The sequence below is a fragment of the Burkholderia sp. BE17 genome (assembly GCF_009362305.1).
Lineage (GTDB): Bacteria > Pseudomonadota > Gammaproteobacteria > Burkholderiales > Burkholderiaceae > Burkholderia > Burkholderia pyrrocinia_C.
In genome coordinates this window covers 128,664-147,080 of sequence record NZ_WHNU01000018.1, presented here as the reverse complement: position 1 = coordinate 147,080, position 18,417 = coordinate 128,664, and the positions used below count along the sequence as shown (strand labels likewise).

The 18,417-nt window shown below is 68.1% G+C and carries 16 protein-coding genes and 1 pseudogene; 10 read left to right on the top strand and 7 right to left on the bottom strand.

Annotation, left to right across the window (positions count from 1 at the left end):
- The 5 genes and pseudogenes from GD429_RS17565 to GD429_RS17545 all read right to left on the bottom strand — a co-directional run.
- Positions 1-134 (bottom strand): annotated as a pseudogene (locus tag GD429_RS17565) (AMP-dependent synthetase); the annotation flags it as partial.
- A gap of 284 nt (positions 135-418) precedes the next feature.
- Entirely contained in the window at positions 419-2,314 is a 1,896-nt protein-coding gene (locus tag GD429_RS17560) for a sigma-70 family RNA polymerase sigma factor (protein ID WP_152858305.1), read from the bottom strand.
- On the bottom strand, positions 2,298-2,612 hold the full coding sequence (locus GD429_RS17555) for a high-potential iron-sulfur protein (protein WP_152858303.1): 315 nt from the start codon (positions 2,610-2,612) through the stop codon (positions 2,298-2,300). Before GD429_RS17555 ends, GD429_RS17560 begins: the two co-directional genes overlap by 17 nt.
- Positions 2,613-2,710: 98 nt before the next feature.
- Positions 2,711-3,913, bottom strand: coding sequence for a c-type cytochrome (locus tag GD429_RS17550; protein WP_152858300.1), 1,203 nt, complete (start codon positions 3,911-3,913; stop codon positions 2,711-2,713).
- Positions 3,914-4,031: 118 nt separating this feature from the next.
- Positions 4,032-5,753, bottom strand: coding sequence for a methanol/ethanol family PQQ-dependent dehydrogenase (locus GD429_RS17545; RefSeq protein ID WP_152858297.1), 1,722 nt, complete (start codon positions 5,751-5,753; stop codon positions 4,032-4,034).
- Positions 5,754-6,174: 421 nt separating this feature from the next.
- Here GD429_RS17545 and GD429_RS17540 point away from each other — a divergent pair, with 421 nt between their 5' ends.
- Positions 6,175-8,580 carry a TonB-dependent receptor gene (locus tag GD429_RS17540; RefSeq protein WP_152858294.1) on the top strand — a complete coding sequence of 802 codons (2,406 nt, stop codon included), beginning with the start codon at positions 6,175-6,177 and terminating at the stop codon, positions 8,578-8,580.
- Positions 8,581-8,653: 73 nt separating this feature from the next.
- On the opposite strand, the gene GD429_RS17535 is transcribed toward GD429_RS17540, so the two are convergent.
- Complete coding sequence (locus GD429_RS17535; protein WP_321574674.1) at positions 8,654-9,631, bottom strand: alpha/beta fold hydrolase; 978 nt, start codon at positions 9,629-9,631, stop codon at positions 8,654-8,656.
- Positions 9,632-10,067: 436 nt separating this feature from the next.
- On the opposite strand from GD429_RS17535, the gene GD429_RS17530 reads away from it, so the two are divergent.
- The 9 genes from GD429_RS17530 to GD429_RS17485 all read left to right on the top strand — a co-directional run bounded on the left by GD429_RS17530 (position 10,068) and on the right by GD429_RS17485 (position 17,728).
- Positions 10,068-12,098 carry a sigma-54-dependent Fis family transcriptional regulator gene (locus GD429_RS17530; protein WP_152858291.1) on the top strand — a complete coding sequence of 677 codons (2,031 nt, stop codon included), beginning with the start codon at positions 10,068-10,070 and terminating at the stop codon, positions 12,096-12,098.
- Between the two features lie 344 nt (positions 12,099-12,442).
- On the top strand, positions 12,443-12,517 hold the full coding sequence (pqqA, locus tag GD429_RS17520; RefSeq protein ID WP_006485436.1) for a pyrroloquinoline quinone precursor peptide PqqA: 75 nt from the start codon (positions 12,443-12,445) through the stop codon (positions 12,515-12,517).
- A 62-nt stretch (positions 12,518-12,579) separates the two neighbouring features.
- On the top strand, positions 12,580-13,503 hold the full coding sequence (gene pqqB, locus GD429_RS17515; RefSeq protein ID WP_152858288.1) for a pyrroloquinoline quinone biosynthesis protein PqqB: 924 nt from the start codon (positions 12,580-12,582) through the stop codon (positions 13,501-13,503).
- Between the two features lie 2 nt (positions 13,504-13,505).
- Positions 13,506-14,225 (top strand): pyrroloquinoline-quinone synthase PqqC, encoded by a 720-nt coding sequence (gene pqqC, locus GD429_RS17510; RefSeq protein WP_152858285.1) that lies wholly within the window; start codon positions 13,506-13,508, stop codon positions 14,223-14,225.
- A complete protein-coding gene (pqqD, locus tag GD429_RS17505) occupies positions 14,222-14,503 on the top strand; it encodes a pyrroloquinoline quinone biosynthesis peptide chaperone PqqD (protein ID WP_034180785.1) in 282 nt (93 codons plus the stop codon). The genes pqqC and pqqD overlap by 4 nt, the downstream gene beginning before the upstream one ends.
- A 1-nt stretch (position 14,504) precedes the next feature.
- A complete protein-coding gene (gene pqqE, locus GD429_RS17500) occupies positions 14,505-15,644 on the top strand; it encodes a pyrroloquinoline quinone biosynthesis protein PqqE (protein ID WP_152858282.1) in 1,140 nt (379 codons plus the stop codon).
- A 574-nt stretch (positions 15,645-16,218) separates the two neighbouring features.
- Entirely contained in the window at positions 16,219-16,569 is a 351-nt protein-coding gene (locus tag GD429_RS40485) for an energy transducer TonB (protein ID WP_193727124.1), read from the top strand.
- A gap of 14 nt (positions 16,570-16,583) precedes the next feature.
- Entirely contained in the window at positions 16,584-17,306 is a 723-nt protein-coding gene (locus GD429_RS17490) for a MotA/TolQ/ExbB proton channel family protein (RefSeq protein WP_152858276.1), read from the top strand.
- Positions 17,303-17,728: an ExbD/TolR family protein gene (locus tag GD429_RS17485; protein ID WP_152858274.1), complete on the top strand. Its 426-nt coding sequence runs from the start codon at positions 17,303-17,305 to the stop codon at positions 17,726-17,728. The genes GD429_RS17490 and GD429_RS17485 overlap by 4 nt, the downstream gene beginning before the upstream one ends.
- Positions 17,729-18,016: 288 nt before the next feature.
- Here the strand turns inward: GD429_RS17485 and GD429_RS17480 are convergent, their stop codons facing one another.
- The gene (locus GD429_RS17480; protein WP_047902495.1) at positions 18,017-18,355 is read right to left on the bottom strand and encodes a helix-turn-helix domain-containing protein; all 339 of its coding nucleotides are present in this window, start codon (positions 18,353-18,355) and stop codon (positions 18,017-18,019) included.
- Between the last annotated feature and the right edge of the window lie 62 nt (positions 18,356-18,417).

Sequence of the window (18,417 nt, the reverse complement as noted above, 5' to 3'; positions counted from 1 at the left end):
CCTTCGTAGTCGCGCTCGGCCTCGGCGACGAGCGCGCGATAGGCCGGCATGCCGGAAATGGTCGCCGCCTGCTCGAGCGCCGCGGGCGGCGCAAACTGGCGGGTTTCGTGAAGAACCGATTCAATCGTGGACAAGAGTGTCTCCATGCGTTCTTGTGATATCGGGTTGCGTTCGAGAAAACGCAACATGCGTGCCAGCAGCGGCGATCGATGCGCGCATTCGGTGAAAGCCGCGGCAGCCGTGCGCGTTTCGATCGACCGGGTAGAGCTGGCGGGGGGCGCAGGCAGTGGCGCGATGCAGCTTGTCGTTCAGATATGCAGCACGTTGTGTTGCAGTCCTCAACAGCCGGTGTATGGCGGCGAGGGCGGTCGGCCGGCCGATTCGGATCGCGATCGGGCGGCAGGGCGGCACGGCAGCGTCAGGCGATCAGCGATCGAAGCGCCGGCGCGTGCCTGAATTGCCTGATCCGTTCGAGCGCCGCCGCTTCGATCTGGCGAACGCGTTCGGCTGACAGGTTCAGCTGTCGGCCGATCTCGCGCAGCGAATACTCGCCGTCGACGTCGACGCCGTACCTCAAGCGAAGAATCCACGCTTCGCGCGCCGGCAGGTTGTCGATCAGCGCCGCAACCGCGGCGCGAAGCTGGCCGGCGCTCGCGGCTTCTTCCGGGGTCGGCGCATCGTGGTCGATCACGACGTCGCACAGCGTGAGGTCGTGATCGGGCGAAACGGGCGTGTCCGCGGAGACCGGCTCGCGCACGATGCTCATCAGGTCGCGCACCTTGTCGACGGGCAGCCGCATCTGCGTGGAGAGCGCCGGCGCGTCGGCAGCATGGCCGGTCCGTTGCGCATGCGTTCGCGCGAGCCTCGACAGCTTGTTGATCGCGTCGACCGTATGCGCGGGCACGCGTATCGTGCGGCCCTGATCGGCGATCGCATGCGTGATGGCCTGCCGGACCCACCAGGTCGCATACGTTCCGAACTTGAAACCGCGCCGGTGGTCGTAGCGCTCGACGGCCTTCATCAGCCCGATATTGCCTTCCTGGATCAGATCGAGGGACTGCAGGCCGCGGTCGGGATACCGTTTGGCGATCGACACGACAAGCCGCAGGTTGCTCTGGAACAGCTTCTTCCTCGCGGGCTGCATCGCACGATCGATGCGCGACAGTCGCGCGTCGATCGCGATCGCGATGTCGAGCGGCAGGCCCGGCTGGTCGGCAAGCTGCGCAAGCGCGGTGCGCGCTTCGAGCAGCACCGGTGCGCGCCGGGCGAGCGCGGCGGTGCCGCCGGGATGCCCGGTCGTGCATGCGTCGAGCCATGCGCGGACGTCGTCGCACGGCGCGAACAGGCCGTGGTGCGGCGCATCGGCGAGGATGCCGGCTTCGGCCAACGTTGCCGTGATGCGTTTCTCGAGCCGGCGGGCCTGCGTCGCGCGTTCGCGAATCGTGTTGCCGATGCGCTCGATCGCCCGCGCGGTAAAGCGGATTGCGCCGGTCAGCTCGGCTGCGTCGCGCATCAGCGACCGATAGCCGGCGGATGCGAAGCCGGCGGTGCGCAGCGTTTCGCTCATCCGCGATGCCAGCGCGGCGGCGTGGTCGAGCGATCCGGCGATGGCATCGCGCGATGCGATGTCGTCCGGCGACTGGTCGGATTCGTCGTCCAGTGGCGACGATTCGAAATCCGGATCGGGCGCCGCGTCGCTCGCGGGCGAATCCGCGGGCATTTCCGCGTGCGTGTCGGAATCGCGGACGAACCCTGTCACGTAGACGGAAGCGGCCACCTTGCCCGCGCGGATGTCGGCGGCAATCGACGCGATGGCGCACAGCGCGGCGGGATCGCGGCTCATCGCTGCGATGCAGGCCGCGCGACCGCTTTCCAGTTGAAGCGCGAGCGCGATCTCTTCTTTGCGTTCGAGCAAAGGTGTCGCGCTCATTTCGCGCAGATAGATCCGAACGGGATCGTTCGTGCGGCCCGTGAGCAGATCGGCGGTCGCGAGCGGCGCCGACGCATCGGCGAGCGGTGCCGACGCGTCCGCCGCTCGCGCGAAATGACGATCGAGCGTCCATGCGCTTCGTGAATCGACGTGTTCTCGCATTTCGATCCCCAACTCGCCGAGCATCGACGCGGCCGCGTCGAAATCCGCGTCTTCGGCCGCTTCGTCGGGCAGCGCGTCGACGATTTCGCCGCGCGTCACGTAGCCGCGATCGATGCCGAGTGCGATCAGCGCATGCAGATGTGCGGCGCGGTCGGCGTCCGCGCCGCGATGCGGCGCGCTGTCGTGCCCGCGCGCGTGCCCGGGATCAAGCAAGCTTTGCATAGACGTTGCACCAGCCTTCAGCGGCAACCGCCTTGCCCGCGAACATCGGGCACGTACCGGAGGATTCGCCCGCAGCGCCCTTGTAGAAGCGGCAGTTCGAGCACGTCTGGCCTGCCTGGTACTTCGGGAACTTGCTCGCGTCGACGGTCGTCGCCTTCGCGCGGTAACCGAGCGTCTTCGCGGCCGGGTCGTTCTCGTCGACGAGCGGCGCTGCCGCGAATGAGCGGGTTCCGGCCGCGAGCGCGGCACACAGGCCGGCCGTCTGAATCATGAAGGTTCTGCGATTGCGGGAGATCATGTCGTTTTCCTGAATGAAATGAAAAGAGAAAATCTGCCCCGTGCGCCGGGAATGCTTGCCGGCGCGGCGGGTGGACCGAAACGAATGGGGCGGGAGCGTTACTTGCGCGGCCCTGCGATGAGCGGCGCCTTCGACGCGTTGGCGGCATCGGCGGTCAGTTTTGTTTTCGACGCGTCGTAGCCGTTCGAGTAGAGCAGGAACGCCATCAGGTCCGAGTATTCCTGTTCGGTCATCTTGCCGGGGCGATCGGCCGGCATGTTGCTCGACATGTACTGGTAGATGCCGCCGACCGTGATGTGCGACTTGCCCTCGGGGGCAAAGGATTCCCCGCTCAGCGCGGGGGCGGTATTGCCTTCGAGCTGGTCGCCGTGGCATTTCGCGCAGGCATCGGCGTAGATCTTCTTGCCATGCTGCACCTGCGCCTGCTCGAACGGCGGTACTTCGCTGCCTTCGTTGGCCGAAACCTTGATGAAGCCGCTTTTTACCGGTTGCGCGGATGCGACCGACCCGTCGAGAAATCGGCCGGGCGCATGCGTGCCCGTTGCTTGCGCGACCGTTTCCGGAAGTGCCCAGCCGTGCGTGAGCGCGGCGAGACGGCCGTTGCCGTTCATCCGCGACAAGGCCGCGTCGATGCGCTTCTGCAGCGCTTCCTTGCCCGGCCCGAATGCGAACGACAGTTGCCAGTCGGAGTACGGCGACGACGTCGCCGCTACCTGGAACCGTTGTTGCGGGTGCGCGCGCTCATACGCGACGACGCTCGGATACCAGACGATGGCGCGCTGTGCGCGGCCCGCGGCGACTGCGCCGATGGTTTTCTCGCTGGTATTTTCGAGGTCGAAGCGGGCGTTCGTCTGCTGCGCGGCGATCAACTGCGAAGGGCTGCCGTACGTGGCTGCGATCGTTTCCTTGGTGCCGGACGACGCTTGCGTGTTGCGCAGCGACACGCTGACGTAGCCGGAGCGCAGGTAGCCCTGCGAGAACGTCATTCTGGATCCCGACCCGTCGGCGATCTCCGAGCGCGGGAAGCCGGCGATCACGTCGCAGTCGCGTTCGAGCGATTTCTTCAGCTCGCTGGCGGAGATGCCGTCGTCGCCGCCGTCGTCGTCGACGCCACGCTTGTTGAACGATGCGGCGATGCCCGCGGTGCGGAACACTTCGCGCGCAACGGATTGGTCGAGTGCGATGGTCGGGCTGCCGGGCAGCGTGCAGACGCGCACGCCGGCCGACGCGGCTGCCGGTGTCAGCGCCACGCCCACGGCGAGCAGACTGGCGACGGTAACGGGAGTGAGGCGAGTATTCATGATCGTGTGTCCGGATGAAGCGGTTGGGGCGTCGCGCCCGCATCGTGCGCATGCGGGCGCGACCGGGGCCGTGGCCGGTTCGCGCCGGTAGCGGGCTTGCGAACAGGCCGTGGCCCGATCAGTCGAGCGCGAACACGTAGAGCGTGCCGCCGCGCGGAACGTCCTTCGCGATGTCGGCCATCGGGCCGCCCCAGATCGGGTTCGCGCCGCCGTAGCCGGCGAGCACGGCGACGTACTCCTTGCCGTCGACCTCATACACCGAAGGCTGCGAAATGATGCCGCTCGCGAGCTGCGGGCTTTCCCACAGCACCTTGCCGGTCGCCGTGTCGAACGCGTACAGGTGGCCGTCGAGCGAGCCGCTGAACGCAAGGCCGCTCGCGGTGGTCGCGACGCCGCCGTTCCACGGCTTCTTCGACCAGTGGCTCCACAGCTTCTTGCCGGTGTTCACGTCGATAGCCGTCAGCTCGCCGTAGCCTTCGCTGCCCGGCTCGGGCTTGATCTCGAAACCTTCGCCGAGATACGGCAGGCCTTCCTGGTAGCTGACCGACTTGCCGGTCAGGCTCATGCACGCGTGCAGCGCGGGCACGACCGCGATGTTGCGATCCTGGTCGTACGAGATCGACCACCAGTTCTTGCCGCCGAGGAAGCTCGGGCACGTTTCGATCGTCGTGCCGGCCTTCGGGAACTTCGATGCGTCCTGGATCGGCTTGCCGTCGGCCGTGTAGCCGGTGACCGAGGTCGCCTTCACGAACGGCGTCGCATAGATCAGCTTGCCGGTGGTGCGGTCGATTGCGTGGAAGAAGCCGTTGCGGTCCGCGTGGATGATCGCGTCGTAGTCCTTGCCTTTGTAGCGGATGTCCGCGAGGACGGCCGCGTTCACGCCGTCGTAGTCCCACGTGTCGTTGCTCGTGTACTGGTAGTGCCACTTCAGGTTGCCGTTCTTCGCGTCGAGCGCGAGCAGCGAGTCGGAATACAGGTTGTCGCCGGGGCGCAGCGCCGCGAGCCACGGGCCGGGGTTGCCGACGCCCCAGTACAGCGTGCGGGACGCCGCGTCGTACGTGCCGGTGAGCCAGGCGGCGCCGCCGCCATGGCTCTGCATGCCGTCGGGCCAGGTTTCCGAGCCTTTCTCGCCGGAATCGGGGATCGTGTAGCGTTTCCAGACCTCCGAGCCGTCGTCCGGATTCAGCGCGGCGATGTAGCCGCGAATGCCGTATTCGCCGCCGGACGTACCGACGACGATCGCGCCGTCGAGCGCGAGCGGCGCGAGCGAGAACGCGTAGCCGAGGCCCGGCTCGAACATTTGCTTCTTCCAGACGAGATTGCCGGTCTGCGCGTCGAGCGCCGCGATTTCTCCGTTCAGCATCGCGATATAGACGTTCTTGCCATACAGCGCGACGCCGCGGTTGACGACGTCGCAGCACGCGGTCTTGAACGATGCCGCGCCGAGCTTCGGCTCGTATTTCCACAGTTGCTTGCCCGTCTTCGCATCGAATGCGTAGACGTTGTCCTTCGGCGTCGACACGAACAGGTAATTGCCGTTGACGATCGGCGTCGCTTCGAAACCCTGCTTCAGGTCGGCGGGGAACTTGTAGGCCCATACCTGCTTGAGGTCCTTTGCGTTCGACGTGTCGATCTGCTTGAGCGGCGAATGCGAGCGGCCGTTGTAGGTGCGGTAGTAGGTCAGCCAGCCCGGATCGCGCTGCGCATCGGTCAGCCGCTGGTAGGTCACGGCCGGATAGTCCGCGGCCGCTTCGACGAGGCCGGGGTTCAGCGCAACGGCTGCTGCCGCCGCGATGCCGATCGTCGCCAGCCGGCTCGCTGAAGCCGAGAGTTTTTTCATGGTTGTCTCCTGAGTCATTGTGGTCGCACCGCCGCGAACGGTTCGTCGCGCCGGCACGGGTGGGGGTTCCGGGCCGAATGCGATGCCGTTCACGCAAGTCGCATGCCATCGCGGCGCGAGGGCCGCGCGGTGCGGCGTCGGGCCGCAGCGCGCGCTGCGACGGCGTCAACGAAGGTGTTGCATTCAGGTACACCGCCGTGTGCGAGGTGTTGCCAAACATGACAGGTGGCGTGGCACTCGTGACAGGTGGACGACCTCACGCGCGCATGCCGAACGGAGACGGTGCGCGGCGTGCGCTGCGACGCTTGCGCGCGCTGAACCTGCGGTGCTGGCACGGTTATCGCAAGCTCGCTTCGCGACAACATATCGCCGCTCGGTGGAGCACGTGCCACGGCGGAACACAAAGACGGAGACAACGGAAATGATCAGGAGGCCAAAGGCGGTCGGGCGAGGTAATGCGATGCGACGCGGCTGGCGCGCGTGGTATGCCGGCGCGATTTTCGGCCCGATTTTTGGCTCGACCCTCGGCGCGATCGCGCTGTTCGGCCTGTCGACGGCGGGCGTGCATGCGCAGCCGAATACGGACGGTACGACGGACGGCACGGCAGCGGCGAGCGCCGCCGCACCGCCGGCCGCTGCCGCTGCCGCCGCGCCGCAAGCGTCGGCCGACATGCTGCCCGCGGTGGTCGTCGTCGGCACGACGCCGCTGCTCGGAATCGGCACACCGCTGTCGAAGGTGCCGGCAAACGTGCAGACGGTGCGCGCGGCCGAGCTCGACGCACAGCACCGCGCGACGCTGACCGACTTCTTCGCGGCGAACCTGCAGAGCGTGACGATCTCGGAAGCGCAGGGCAACCCGTACCAGACGGACGTCAACTATCGCGGCTTCACCGCGTCGCCGCTGCTCGGCACGCCGCAGGGCTTGTCGGTGTTCGTCGACGGCGTGCGCGTGAACGAGCCGTTCGGCGACATCGTGAACTGGGACATCCTGCCCGCGCAGGCGATCGACCGGATGCAGCTGATTCCGGGCTCCAACCCGGTATACGGACGCAATACGCTCGGCGGCGCGCTCGCGATCACGACGAAGAACGGCAAGTCGAATCCGGGCGGCGAAGCGGAAGTGTCGGGCGGCTCGTGGGGCCGCAAGACCGCCGACATCGAGCAGGGCGGCACGATCGGCTCGAACCTCGATTACTACGCGACCGCGAACGTCGCGAACGACGGCGGCTGGGCCGACCACAACGCGAGCCGCGTGAGGCAGGTATTCGGCAAGCTGCGCTACACCGATGCGGACACGACGTTGTCGATCGCCGCGGGCGGCGCGGACAACGCGCTGTACGGCACCCAGACGATCCCGCGCTCGTTCCTCGACAACCGGAAGCAGGCGTACACGTATCCGGACCTGAACCGCAACAGCGCCGGGTACCTGACGCTGTCGGGCGACCATTTCTTCGGCGAGCACGTCGAGCTGAGCGGCAATGCGTACTACCGGCACCTGCGCAACAGCAACATCAGCAGCAACAACAATACCGACTACGGATCGGTCGGCGCGGACGGCACGGTCGACACCGTGCAGGGCACCAATGCGCAATCGACGATCGTCACCGACAGCTACGGCGGCAGCCTGCAGCTCACGCTGCTCGGCAAGCTCGGCGGGATGTCGAACCAGCTGATCGCGGGCGTCGCGGCGGATTTCGCGAACTCGAGCTACGTCGCGTCGTCGCAGGACGCGTATTTCACCGACACGCGCGCGGCGATCGGCATCGGCGATTTCGTCCAGCGGACGAACGCGAAGACGCGCAATGCGAACCTTGGCGTATACCTGAGCGACGCGCTGTCGCTGACGCCGCACTGGACGCTGACGCTGTCGGGCCGCTACGACTGGTCGAAGTCGCAGATCGGCGACGAGAGCGGCTCGCAGCCGCTGCTCGACGGCAACCATACGTTCTCGCGCTTCAACCCGGCGGCGGGGCTCAACTGGAACCCGGTCGCGGGCTTCACCGCGTACGCGACCTACAACGAAGGAATGCGCTCGCCGACCGCGATCGAACTCGCCTGCGCGGACCCCGCCGCGCCGTGCTCGCTGCCGAACGACTTCATCGCCGACCCGGCGCTCAAGCCGGTGATCTCGAAGACGTTCGAAGTCGGCGCGCGCGGCCGCATCGGCGCCGCGACGACCTGGAGCGCCGCCGCCTACCGCACGACGCTGACGGACGACATCCAGTTCATCAGCAGTCCTGCAAGCGCGCAGGGCTATTTCCGCAACGTCGGCGACACGCGGCGCCAGGGCATCGAGCTCGCGGGCCGCACGCAGCTCGGCCCGGTCGGCGTCGGGCTGTCGTACAGCTACGTCGACGCGACCTACCGTTCGTCGTGGACCGAACACAGCCCCGCGAACTCGGCCGCCGACGCGAACGGCAACGTGGCGGTCAAGGCGGGCGACCGCATCCCGGGCATTCCCGCGCACACGGTGAAGCTGCGGCTCGATTACGCGGCGACGCACGCATGGAACATCGGCGCGAACGTCACGTGGCGCAGCGGCGTGTATGCGCGCGGCGACGAGAACAACCAGGACGCGAACGGCAGGATCGCGGGCTACGTGCTCGTCGATCTCGACATGCGGTATCGGATCACGAAGCGCTTCGAGGTGTTCGCGAGCGTGACGAACCTGTTCGACAAGCGCTACGCGAGCTTCGGCGTGCTCGGCCAGAATTTCTTCAACGGGCCGAATCACACGTTCGACGGCGCTAATCCGGTCAACGAACAGTTCGTCGGGCCCGGTGCGCCGCGCGGCGCGTGGGTCGGCGTGCGTTATGCGTGGGATTGAGTGTTGCGCGGCTGGCTGCGCTTGCCGTTGTGCGACGACGTGAGCCGGCGCCGACCGTGCCCGACATGCGCCGTCACGTGAACGGCGCCGCCGCGAACATCGCTTGCACCGCGCGGGCGACGCTGCGCACCAATGCCGGGTCGCTCGCCAGATGACCGGCAGGCACGCGTTCGATTTTGGCGCCGGGCACGGCACGAGCGAGACGGGCGACGTTGTCGACCGGGCAAACGGGGTCGTGCATCCCGTGCGCGGCGAACAGCGGCACGCCTTCGCCGGCCGCCCGCCGCGCGAGTGCGAGCACGCGGCGCTCGCCGAGCCAGCAATCGCGCTGCAGGTAATGCGCCTGGATCCGGTACTTGTCGATCAGCCGGCTGACAGTCTTGTGCGAGCGGATCGCGTGCGCGGGCGAGCGGCGCGTTTGCGACGACGCGAGGACGGCGTTTTCGTATGCGCGCCACGCGAGCGCCACCGCGCGCTGCCGCGCCGCGCCCGCGCCGGGGCGCAGCCGCCGCGCGCAGCACGACAGCAGACGATCCGGCTGGTCGCTGCCGGCCGCCGCACACAGGCGCCGCCATTCGCGGGGCGCGCGCGTGCGCGACGTCGTGAACAGCCGGCGGACTTCGCGTGGCGACGTCAGGAACAGGCCGCGCAACACGACGCCGGTCACTCGCGCGGGATGCGTGCCCGCATACGCGAGCGCAAGCGCGGCGCCCCACGATCCGCCGACGACGCCCCAGCGCGCGATGCCTAGCTGCTCGCGCACCGCCTCGAGATCGCCGATCAGCCGCGCGGTGTTGTTGTGGCGCGTGCCGCCGCGCGGCGCGGACGCGCCCGCGCCGCGCTGGTCGACGAGCACGACGCGCATGCGTGTCAGGTCGAACAGGCGCAGGATGCCGGCCTGGCTGCCGCTGCCGGGGCCGCCGTGCAGCACGACGACCGGGTGGCCGTGGGCGGAGCCGGTTACGGTGAACGCGATTGACTGCGCATCGCGGTGCAGGCGCCGGTGAACGGGGGCGGCGGGCACTGCAGACGAGGCAGGCACGGCAGGCACGGCAGGCACGGCAGGCACGGCAGGCACGGCAGGTTCGTCGGGTGATACAGGCGCGAGAGGCGCGGCCGAAGAGGCCGCCATCGCGGGCGACGGCGCGGGTCGAATCGGGGCAGGCGTCATGTCGATGTGGTTCGGATGGAATCGGAGCAACCGTCACTCGGCCGCGTGGGTGTCCGGGCGACCGCCGGGCTTGATCCAAGACAAAGCCAGAAACGCGCCAGCCGCGAAGATCGGGATTCGCACGGGTAGTCACGCGTCGGGCAGTCGCGGTATCACGAAGGCCGACCCGTCGGGTGAATCGACATGCGCGGCCGCGATCGGACAATGTCTTACATCATGCTTTCGATCTGCGCCGCGCCGCTCGCGTGGCCCGATGCTTGCTTGTCATGACGGCAAAGAGTCCGGCAGATGACCGGAAGGATCCCCGGAGGAGACAATGCGCGATGACGTAGATCAGGCGGCCCGGACTCGGGCCGCGCATCCCGCCGGCTGGCCCGCGCCGTCGATCCAGAAAGCCCATGAGCGGTCCGAGACGTTCGGCCTGCAGGTATCGGCACGCCCCGACTACGACGTGCTGTCGAGCGCGGCGCTGGTGCTCAAGCGCGAGCAGAGCCGCGTGCTGTGCGTGCACGCGATGCCGGTGATGGAGACGCTGCACGAGCAGATCGTCAACACGCAGAGCATGATCGTGCTGACCGACGCGGAAGGGCTGATCCTGCATTCGATCGGCGACGACGATTTCCTGCAGCGCGCGGAGAAGGTCGCGCTGCGCCCGGGCGCGAACTGGGCGGAGAGCAGGCAGGGCACCAACGCGATCGGCACGGCGCTCGCCGAGCTGTGCCCGATGGTGGTCCACGGCGACCAGCATTTCCTGGCCGCAAACCGCTTCCTGACCTGTTCGAGCGTGCCGATCCTCGACCCGTACGGCGACGCGATCGGCGTGCTCGACGTGACGGGCGACCACCGCAGCTATCACCAGCACACGATGGCGCTCGCGAAGATGTCGGTGCAGATGATCGAGAATCACCTGTTTACGACGACCTTTCAGGAAACGCTGCAGGTGTCGTTCCATGGCCGTCCCGAGTTTCTCGGCACGCTGATGGAGGGGATCGTCGCGTTCACCGCCGACGGCCGCTTCCTGTCGGCCAATCGCAGCGCGCAGTTCCAGCTCGGCATGCCGCTCGCGGTGCTGCGCGCGCACACGCTGTCGTCGCTGTTCGACATCACAAGCGCGCAGCTGATCGACCGCATGCGCGCGAGCACCGACCGGCACCTGATGCTGAATCTCGGCACCGGCGCGGTGGTCTGCGCGCGCGTGCACTTCCGGCGTGCGACGCTCGCGGAAGGCAGCCGGCCGACGGACGTCCACGACGCGGGTGTGCCGGCCGCGCGAGCGAGCGCGGTGCCGGCGCCGGCGGCGGGCACGTCGGCGGGCCTGTCGCGGCTCAACTATCTCGACACCGGCGATCCGCAGGTCGCGTGCGTGATCGCGAAGGTGCGCAAGGTGATCGGCAAGGACATTCCGATCCTGATCACCGGCGAGACCGGCACCGGCAAGGAACTGCTCGCGCAGGCGATCCACAACGACTCGCCGCGTCGCGACGCGCCGTTCGTCGCGGTCAACTGCGCGTCGATTCCGGAGACGCTGATCGAATCCGAGCTGTTCGGCTATGAGGAGGGCGCATTCACCGGCGCGCGCCGCAAGGGGGCGATCGGCAAGCTGCTGCAGGCGAACGGCGGCACGCTGTTCCTCGACGAGATCGGCGACATGCCGTATCCGCTGCAGGTGCGGCTGCTGCGCGTGCTGCAGGAGCGCCTCGTCAATCCGCTCGGGTCGACGAAGACGATCGCCGTGGACATCTCGATCATCTGCGCGACGCACCGCGACCTGCGCGACATGATTGCGCAGAACCGCTTCCGCGAGGATCTCTACTACCGGCTGAACGGCCTCGTGGTGCGCCTGCCGCCGCTGCGCGACCGCACCGATCTCGCGGTCGTCGTGCAGAAGATGCTGCAACGCGAAGCATTCGCGGGCTCCGACCGCCCGCCGCTTTCCGTCGCGCCGGACGTGATGGCGCTGTTCGTGCGCTGCACGTGGCCCGGCAACTTCCGCCAGCTCGGCAACCTGCTGCGCACGGCGGCGGCGATGGTCGACGACGATGGCGAAATCCGGCGCGAGCACCTGCCGGACGATTTCTTCGACGACCTGCGCCGCGGCGATGCGCCGGCCGAGCCGGCCGCGCACGATCCGGCCGCTGCGCCGTCCGCCGCACCGTGCGCCGTGGAGGCGTTCCCGCCCGCCGACGCGCGCTTGCAGGACGTCGCCGCGTCCGCGATCGCCGCCGCGCTGACCCGTCACGGCGGCAACGTGTCGGCCGCGGCGCGCGCGCTCGGCGTGTCGCGCAACACGATCTACCGGAAGATGCCGGCGGCCGACGCGGAGCGCCAACCGTCCGACGAAAGCTGACGCGCGGGCCGCGCGATCGCGGTTGCGCGGCCCGCGCACTGCGCGCCATCCGTCGCAGCCGGTGTGTCAAGTTGCAACACCCGTTGCAACACCGGTGTTCAACGATTCAACACCTGTCACCGCCCCCGCGCATCGTGCCGCCGGGGCGGCGAATCGCATCCGCGCGAATCGTGTCAGATAATCGTAAGGATTCCGTCCCGATGCCTGCACGACGGCCATGTTCCGCCGTCGCGGAGGCAAAGTGCGGCTTCGGCACGCTCCTTGCTGAAGAGGAACCGACCGCCAGATTGCCGCGGTTGTCGGACTCACCGACGCGACTCACCAACCCAACCAGGAGACACATCATGCAGTGGACGACCCCGTCTTACACCGACCTGCGCTTCGGCTTCGAAATCACGATGTACATCGCCAACCGCTGATCGTCGCGATGCGCCGTCCGTGCCGCGATGCGCGGCGCGGACGGCCTCGGGAGTTGACGCCCATGAAGATCAAGATACTCGGCTCGGGAGCCGGCGGCGGCCTGCCGCAGTGGAACTGCAATTGCGCGAACTGTCGCCGCGCGCGCAGCGGAAGCGGTCATGTGCTGCCGCGCACGCAGTCGTCGCTCGCGGTCAGCGCGGACGGCATCGACTGGATCCTCGTCAATGCGTCGCCCGACATTCTTTCCCAGTTGCGCGCGAATCCGGACCTGCAGCCGGCGCGCGCGATCCGCGACAGCGGCATCGCCGCCGTCGTGCTGTGCGACGCGCAGATCGATCACGTGACCGGCCTGCTGATGCTGCGCGAGCGTTCGACGCCGCTGCCGCTCTACGCGAGCGCGCCGGTGCTCGACGACCTGTCGACCGGGTTGCCGCTCGTGCCGCTGCTCGGCCACTACTGCGGCGTCGATGCGCACACGATCGCGCTCGGCGAGCCGTTCACGGTGCCGGCGGCGCGCGGGATCCGCTTCACCGCGATTCCCGTCGACAGCAAGGCGCCGCCGTATTCGCCGCGGCGTGCGTCGGCCGCGCCCGGGGACAACATCGCGCTGTCGATCGAAGATGTCGCGAGCGGCCGGCGCGCGTTTTATGCGCCGGGGCTCGCGGCCGTTTCCGACGACGTGCGCGCGGCCATGCACGGCGCCGATCTCGTGCTGGTGGACGGCACGTTCTGGACCGGCACCGAGATGATCGACCTCGGCCTGTCGAGCAAGCACGCGGCCGACATGGGGCATCTCGCGCAGTGCGCGGAACTCGGGCAGCACGGCATGATCGACTGGCTCGACATGCTGCCCGCGCGCACGCGCAAGGTGCTCACGCACATCAACAACACGAACCCGATTCTCGATCCGCATTCCGTCGAGCACGCGCACCTGCGCGCGCATGGCATCGACGTCGCGCACGACGGCATGCAATTCCAGGTCTGACCATGAACGAACCGATCCCCGCTACGGCGTTGCACGCGACGCCCTGGACCGCGACCGAATTCGAGGCCCGCCTGCGCGCGCTCGAATCGCGCTATCACATCCATCACCCGTTCAACCGGCGGCTCAACAGCGGCGCCTGTTCGCCCGCGCAGATCCGCGGCTGGGTCGCGAACCGTTTCTACTACCAGATCAACATCCCGCTCAAGGATGCGGCGATCCTGTCGAACTGCCCCGACCGCGACACGCGGCGCCGGTGGATCCAGCGGCTGATCGATCACGACGGGCAGGGCGACAACGAAGGCGGCATCGAGGCGTGGGTTCGGCTCGGTGAGGCGTGCGGTCTCGACCGTGCCGAGCTGTGGTCGCTCGAACACGTGCTGCCCGGCGTGCGCTTCGCGGTCGACGCGTATGTGAATTTCGCGCGACGCGCGCCGTGGCAGGAAGCCGTGTGCTCGTCGCTGACGGAGATGTTCGCGCCGCAGATTCATCTCGACCGGCTCGCGGGCTGGCCGTCGCACTACCCGTGGATCGAGCCGGACGGGCTGCATTACTTCCGCAGCCGCGTGCCGCTCGCGCAGCGCGACGTCGAGCACGGGCTTGCGGTCACGCTGCAGCATTTCACGACGCCGGACGCGCAGCAGCGCGCGCTCGGCATCCTGCAATTCAAGCTCGACATTCTGTGGTCGATGCTCGACGCCGTCGAAAAGGCCTACCCCGTATGAACGCGATCGATGCCGCCAGCGGCGTGCCGCTGCGCCCCTGCCTGAGGGGCATGTACCGCCTGCAGTGGGAGGTGGCCCAGGATGCCTACGTGCTCCTCTATCCGGAAGGAATGGTCAAGCTCAACCCGAGCGCGGCCGAGATACTCGTGCGCTGCGACGGCACACGCGAACTCGACGACATCATCGGCGAACTCGAGTGCCTGTTCAGCACGTCGGACCTTGCCTCCGACGTATACCGTTTCCTCGATCACGCGCGGCTGCGCGGCTGGCTCGACTGACATGACGCCCGATACTTCCCGTCCGTCCACGCCGCTGTGGCTGCTCGCGGAGCTCACATACCGCTGCCCGCTGCACTGCGCGTTCTGCTACAACCCGGTCGACTTCGCGACGCACGGCGCGGAGCTCGACACCGATGCGTGGCGCGCGGTGATAAGCGATGCGCGCGCGCTCGGCGCCGCGCAGATCGGCTTCTCGGGCGGCGAGCCGCTGCTGCGCGACGACCTCGAGACGCTCGTCGAGCATGCGCGCGGGCTCGGTTTCTACACGAACCTGATCACGTCGGGCATCGGGCTGAACGTCGCGCGCATCGAGCGGCTCAAGGCGGCCGGGCTCGACCACATCCAGTTGTCGCTGCAGGATTCGACGCGCGAGCTGAACGATTTCCTGACCAGCACGCGCACGTTCGAGCTGAAGCATCGCGTTGCGCGTCTGATCAAGGCGCACGGCTACCCGATGGTGCTCAACTGCGTGCTGCATCGCTATAACCTGCCGCACGTGGGACAGATCATCGAGATGGCGCTCGATCTCGGCGCCGATTACCTGGAGCTGGCGAACACGCAGTACTACGGCTGGGCGATGCTGAACCGCGACCAGCTCATGCCGACCGTCGAACAGGTGCGCGAGGCCGAGGAAACGGTGAACCGCTATCGCAAGCTGGTCGGCGAGCGCTGCCGGATCCTGTTCGTCGTGCCCGACTATTTCGAGGAGCGCCCGAAGGCGTGCATGAGCGGCTGGGGCTCCGTGTTTCTCGGCGTCGCGCCGGACGGCACCGCGCTGCCGTGCCATGCCGCGCGTTCGCTGCCGGGGCTTGCGCTGCCGAACGTGCGCGACCGGTCGCTGAAGGAAATCTGGTACGACAGCGACGCGTTCAACGCGTTTCGCGGCGATGACTGGATGCGCGAGCCATGCCGCACGTGCGACGAGCGGCATACGGATCACGGCGGCTGCCGGTGCCAGGCGTACCTGCTGGCCGGCGATCCGAAGGAAGCCGATCCGGTGTGCGCGAAGTCAGCGCATCACGGCCAGGTCGAGCAGGCTGTGCAATTTGCGCGGCGCCCGGCGCCGCGCGACGAGCAGCCGCTGGTGTTTCGCAGCAGGGACAATTCGCTCGCGCAATGCGGGGCGGCGTGCGACCGCTGACGAGACACGGCGACGACGGCGGCGGGAGCGAACGAGGCGAAACGATGAACGCCGTGGCGATCGATATGCAGTCCTCTTCATGGTGGAGAGGTGATGTGCGTGAGCGAGGGTGGGCGAACGCGGGACGGGGCGCGTGATGAGTACCGCTGCGCTCGGCGCGCGAGAGATGGGCGGGGCGATCGGAGCCGTCCGCGATCGCGCCCGTCATCGCGGAATGCGCGTCGCTTCGGTCGTCGCTGCCGTGTGCGTGCTGCATGTGGGTGGGTTCGTGCTGCTCGCGCGTGAACAAGCCGTGCATAGCGTGCCCGTGCAACGGCAGGTGATGGTGGCGACATTGATTGCGCCGGCACCGGAGGCTTCGACGAAGACGACTCTCGTGACGAAGTCGACGGCAGCGTCGCACGCGATGCGTCGGGCGACACCCGTGCCCCGATCGTCGGCGAGCCGAGAATCGTCACCGGCAAAGCCGACCGCACCTGTGCGAACCCGGCCGCAGGTGCAAGACGCGCCTGCGCCGTTGCGGCCTGTTCCTGACGCCGCGGCAATCGAGCGACAAGGTGCGCCGCAGAACGTTATGCGGTCCAATGCCGCGCAGACGCAGACGCAGACGCAGACGCAGACGCAAGCGTCCCCCGCGCCCACGACGCCACGCTTCGTCGCGCATCCCGAATGCGCGCTTACCAGACCCGACTACCCGCCGCAGTCGCTGCGCATGAGCGAGCACGGCACCGTGCTCGTCGAACTGGAGACCGACGCGGCGGGCCAGGTCGTCGCCGCGCGTGTCGTGACCGGCAGCGGTTATCCGCGTCTCGACGCGGCGGCGCGCGAAGCGGTGCTGGCGAGCCGCTGCGCGCCGCATGTGGAGAACGGCGCGCCGGTCCCGACGCGGGCGCGCGCGCCGATCACGTTCAATCTCGACGAATGACAGGATACCTCATCATGACGGACTATGGAATCGGTCACATCTGGGCGCAAGGCGACCCGATGACGCGCGCGATCGCGCTGTTGCTCGTCGCGATGTCGATCGCGTCGTGGACGGTGATCGTGATCAAGGCGATCGAACTCGTCGGCATCCGGCGCCGCGCGGCGCGCGCGGAAGCGCGATTTTGGGACGCCGACGGCATGGCCGGCGGGATGCGTGCGTTCGGCGGGCAGGGCATGCCGTACTTCGATCTCGTGCGCGCGGGCGAAGCGGCTATTGCGCATCACGAAGCGAGCCGGCACCGGCTGCACGACCGGATCGATCCGAGCGACTGGCTGTCGCGCAGCCTGAAGTCGTCGGTCGACGAATCGGCGGCACGGATGCAGCGCGGGCTCGGCCTGCTCGCGTCGATCGGCAGCACCGCGCCGTTCGTCGGGCTGCTCGGCACCGTCTGGGGGATCTATCACGCGCTGCTGTCGCTCGGCGCGGCCGGCGATGCGAGCCTCGACCGGGTGGCCGGGCCGGTCGGCGAGGCGCTCGTGATGACGGCATTCGGGCTGTGCGTCGCGATCCCCGCCGTGCTCGGCTACAACACGCTGGCGCGGCTGTCGCGCGATATCGTCGCGCGGCTCAATCGTTTCGCGCACGGGCTGCATCTGTTGCTGCTGACGGGCAGCGGCCCCGCAGCGGCCGATGCGTCGGTCGACCTGCGGCCGACGTCCGACGGAGCACGAGCATGAAGGCCGGCCCGGACGACGGCGATGACGGGATGGCGCTCGCGGCCGACATCAACATGACGCCGCTGATCGACGTGATGCTCGTGCTGCTGGTGGTATTCATGGTGACGTTGCCGGTGCTGCATCACGCCGCGCGCATTGCATTGCCGCAGGCGGCGAGCCGGCGGGAGGATCTGCGCGTGCCGCACGTGGACGTCGCGATCAACGCGAGCGGCGGCGTGAGCTGGAACGCGCGTCCGGTGTCCGATACCGAACTGCCGGCGCGTCTTGCCGCGGCGGCCCGCGCCACGCCCCAGCCGGAAGTGCGTCTGTCGGCCGATCGCGCGGCCCGCTACGACGGCGTCGCGAAGTTGCTGTCGGCTGCGCAAGCGGCCGGCTTGACGAAGATCGGCTTCGTCACCGATCCGGCGTCCGCGCGGCAGTAGCGCAACAATTACCTTTCTGCAGCCAGCGCAACCCGACACCGAAGTCCGCGCGGCAGTAGCGCGACAAATATCTTCCCGCAACCAGCGCAACCCGACACCGAAGTGAACGGGCGCAGCCGCTTGTCGCCGCGCGTCCGCCTGCAACGAGCGCGCGTTACCCGCATCCAGATGCAACACCGGCGGCGACCGGATCGATCGTCGCCACCCGCGTGCCGTCATGCCGGGTCAGCTTCGCTCCCGGCGGCTTCAAGCCGCGCCCAGCCAGGCGAACGAAATCGAACCGCGACATCACCCGTCATCCGCCTTCGCCTGCAGATCCTTCAACCCCTGGATCACGACCAGCAGCGCGCGCCCGTGCTCGTCGGAGCCGTCCCATGCATCGACGATCGCGTCGCGCAGCAGGTCGTTATAGCGGCGGCGCGACGGCCCGGTATCGACACCATAGAAACTGCATAGCTTATTGAATGGCGTGCTGCGGCGCAGCCGATGCCCGTTCGACAGCCGCAGGCGCGATACGGTCGGCTGGCTGACCCCGGAAAGTCGCGCGATTTCGCTGGACGAGCGTGTATCTGCCATCAGGCGGCGCAACAGGTCTTGAACGGGAAAATCTTGGTCCGGGGCTTCCATGCGATGCATTATACCTATACAGTTACGGCTGTTGAATGGGCTTCCTGTCACCAGCGAGGCTG

Excerpts from the sequence above, each read along its gene's own strand:
- pqqD (WP_034180785.1), top strand. The coding sequence starts at position 14,222 with ATGAACGCGATCGATGCCGCCAGCGGCGTGCCGCTGCGCCCCTGCCTG.
- GD429_RS17485 (WP_152858274.1), top strand. The coding sequence starts at position 17,303 with ATGAAGGCCGGCCCGGACGACGGCGATGACGGGATGGCGCTCGCGGCC.
- GD429_RS17490 (WP_152858276.1), top strand. The coding sequence starts at position 16,584 with ATGACGGACTATGGAATCGGTCACATCTGGGCGCAAGGCGACCCGATG.
- GD429_RS17530 (WP_152858291.1), top strand. The coding sequence starts at position 10,068 with ATGCGCGATGACGTAGATCAGGCGGCCCGGACTCGGGCCGCGCATCCC.
- GD429_RS17550 (WP_152858300.1), bottom strand. The coding sequence starts at position 3,913 with ATGAATACTCGCCTCACTCCCGTTACCGTCGCCAGTCTGCTCGCCGTG.
- GD429_RS17555 (WP_152858303.1), bottom strand. The coding sequence starts at position 2,612 with ATGATCTCCCGCAATCGCAGAACCTTCATGATTCAGACGGCCGGCCTG.
- GD429_RS17480 (WP_047902495.1), bottom strand. The coding sequence starts at position 18,355 with ATGGAAGCCCCGGACCAAGATTTTCCCGTTCAAGACCTGTTGCGCCGC.
- pqqB (WP_152858288.1), top strand. The coding sequence starts at position 12,580 with ATGAAGATCAAGATACTCGGCTCGGGAGCCGGCGGCGGCCTGCCGCAG.
- pqqC (WP_152858285.1), top strand. The coding sequence starts at position 13,506 with ATGAACGAACCGATCCCCGCTACGGCGTTGCACGCGACGCCCTGGACC.
- GD429_RS40485 (WP_193727124.1), top strand. The coding sequence starts at position 16,219 with ATGCGGTCCAATGCCGCGCAGACGCAGACGCAGACGCAGACGCAGACG.
- GD429_RS17545 (WP_152858297.1), bottom strand. The coding sequence starts at position 5,753 with ATGAAAAAACTCTCGGCTTCAGCGAGCCGGCTGGCGACGATCGGCATC.
- GD429_RS17560 (WP_152858305.1), bottom strand. The coding sequence starts at position 2,314 with ATGCAAAGCTTGCTTGATCCCGGGCACGCGCGCGGGCACGACAGCGCG.
- GD429_RS17540 (WP_152858294.1), top strand. The coding sequence starts at position 6,175 with ATGATCAGGAGGCCAAAGGCGGTCGGGCGAGGTAATGCGATGCGACGC.
- pqqE (WP_152858282.1), top strand. The coding sequence starts at position 14,505 with ATGACGCCCGATACTTCCCGTCCGTCCACGCCGCTGTGGCTGCTCGCG.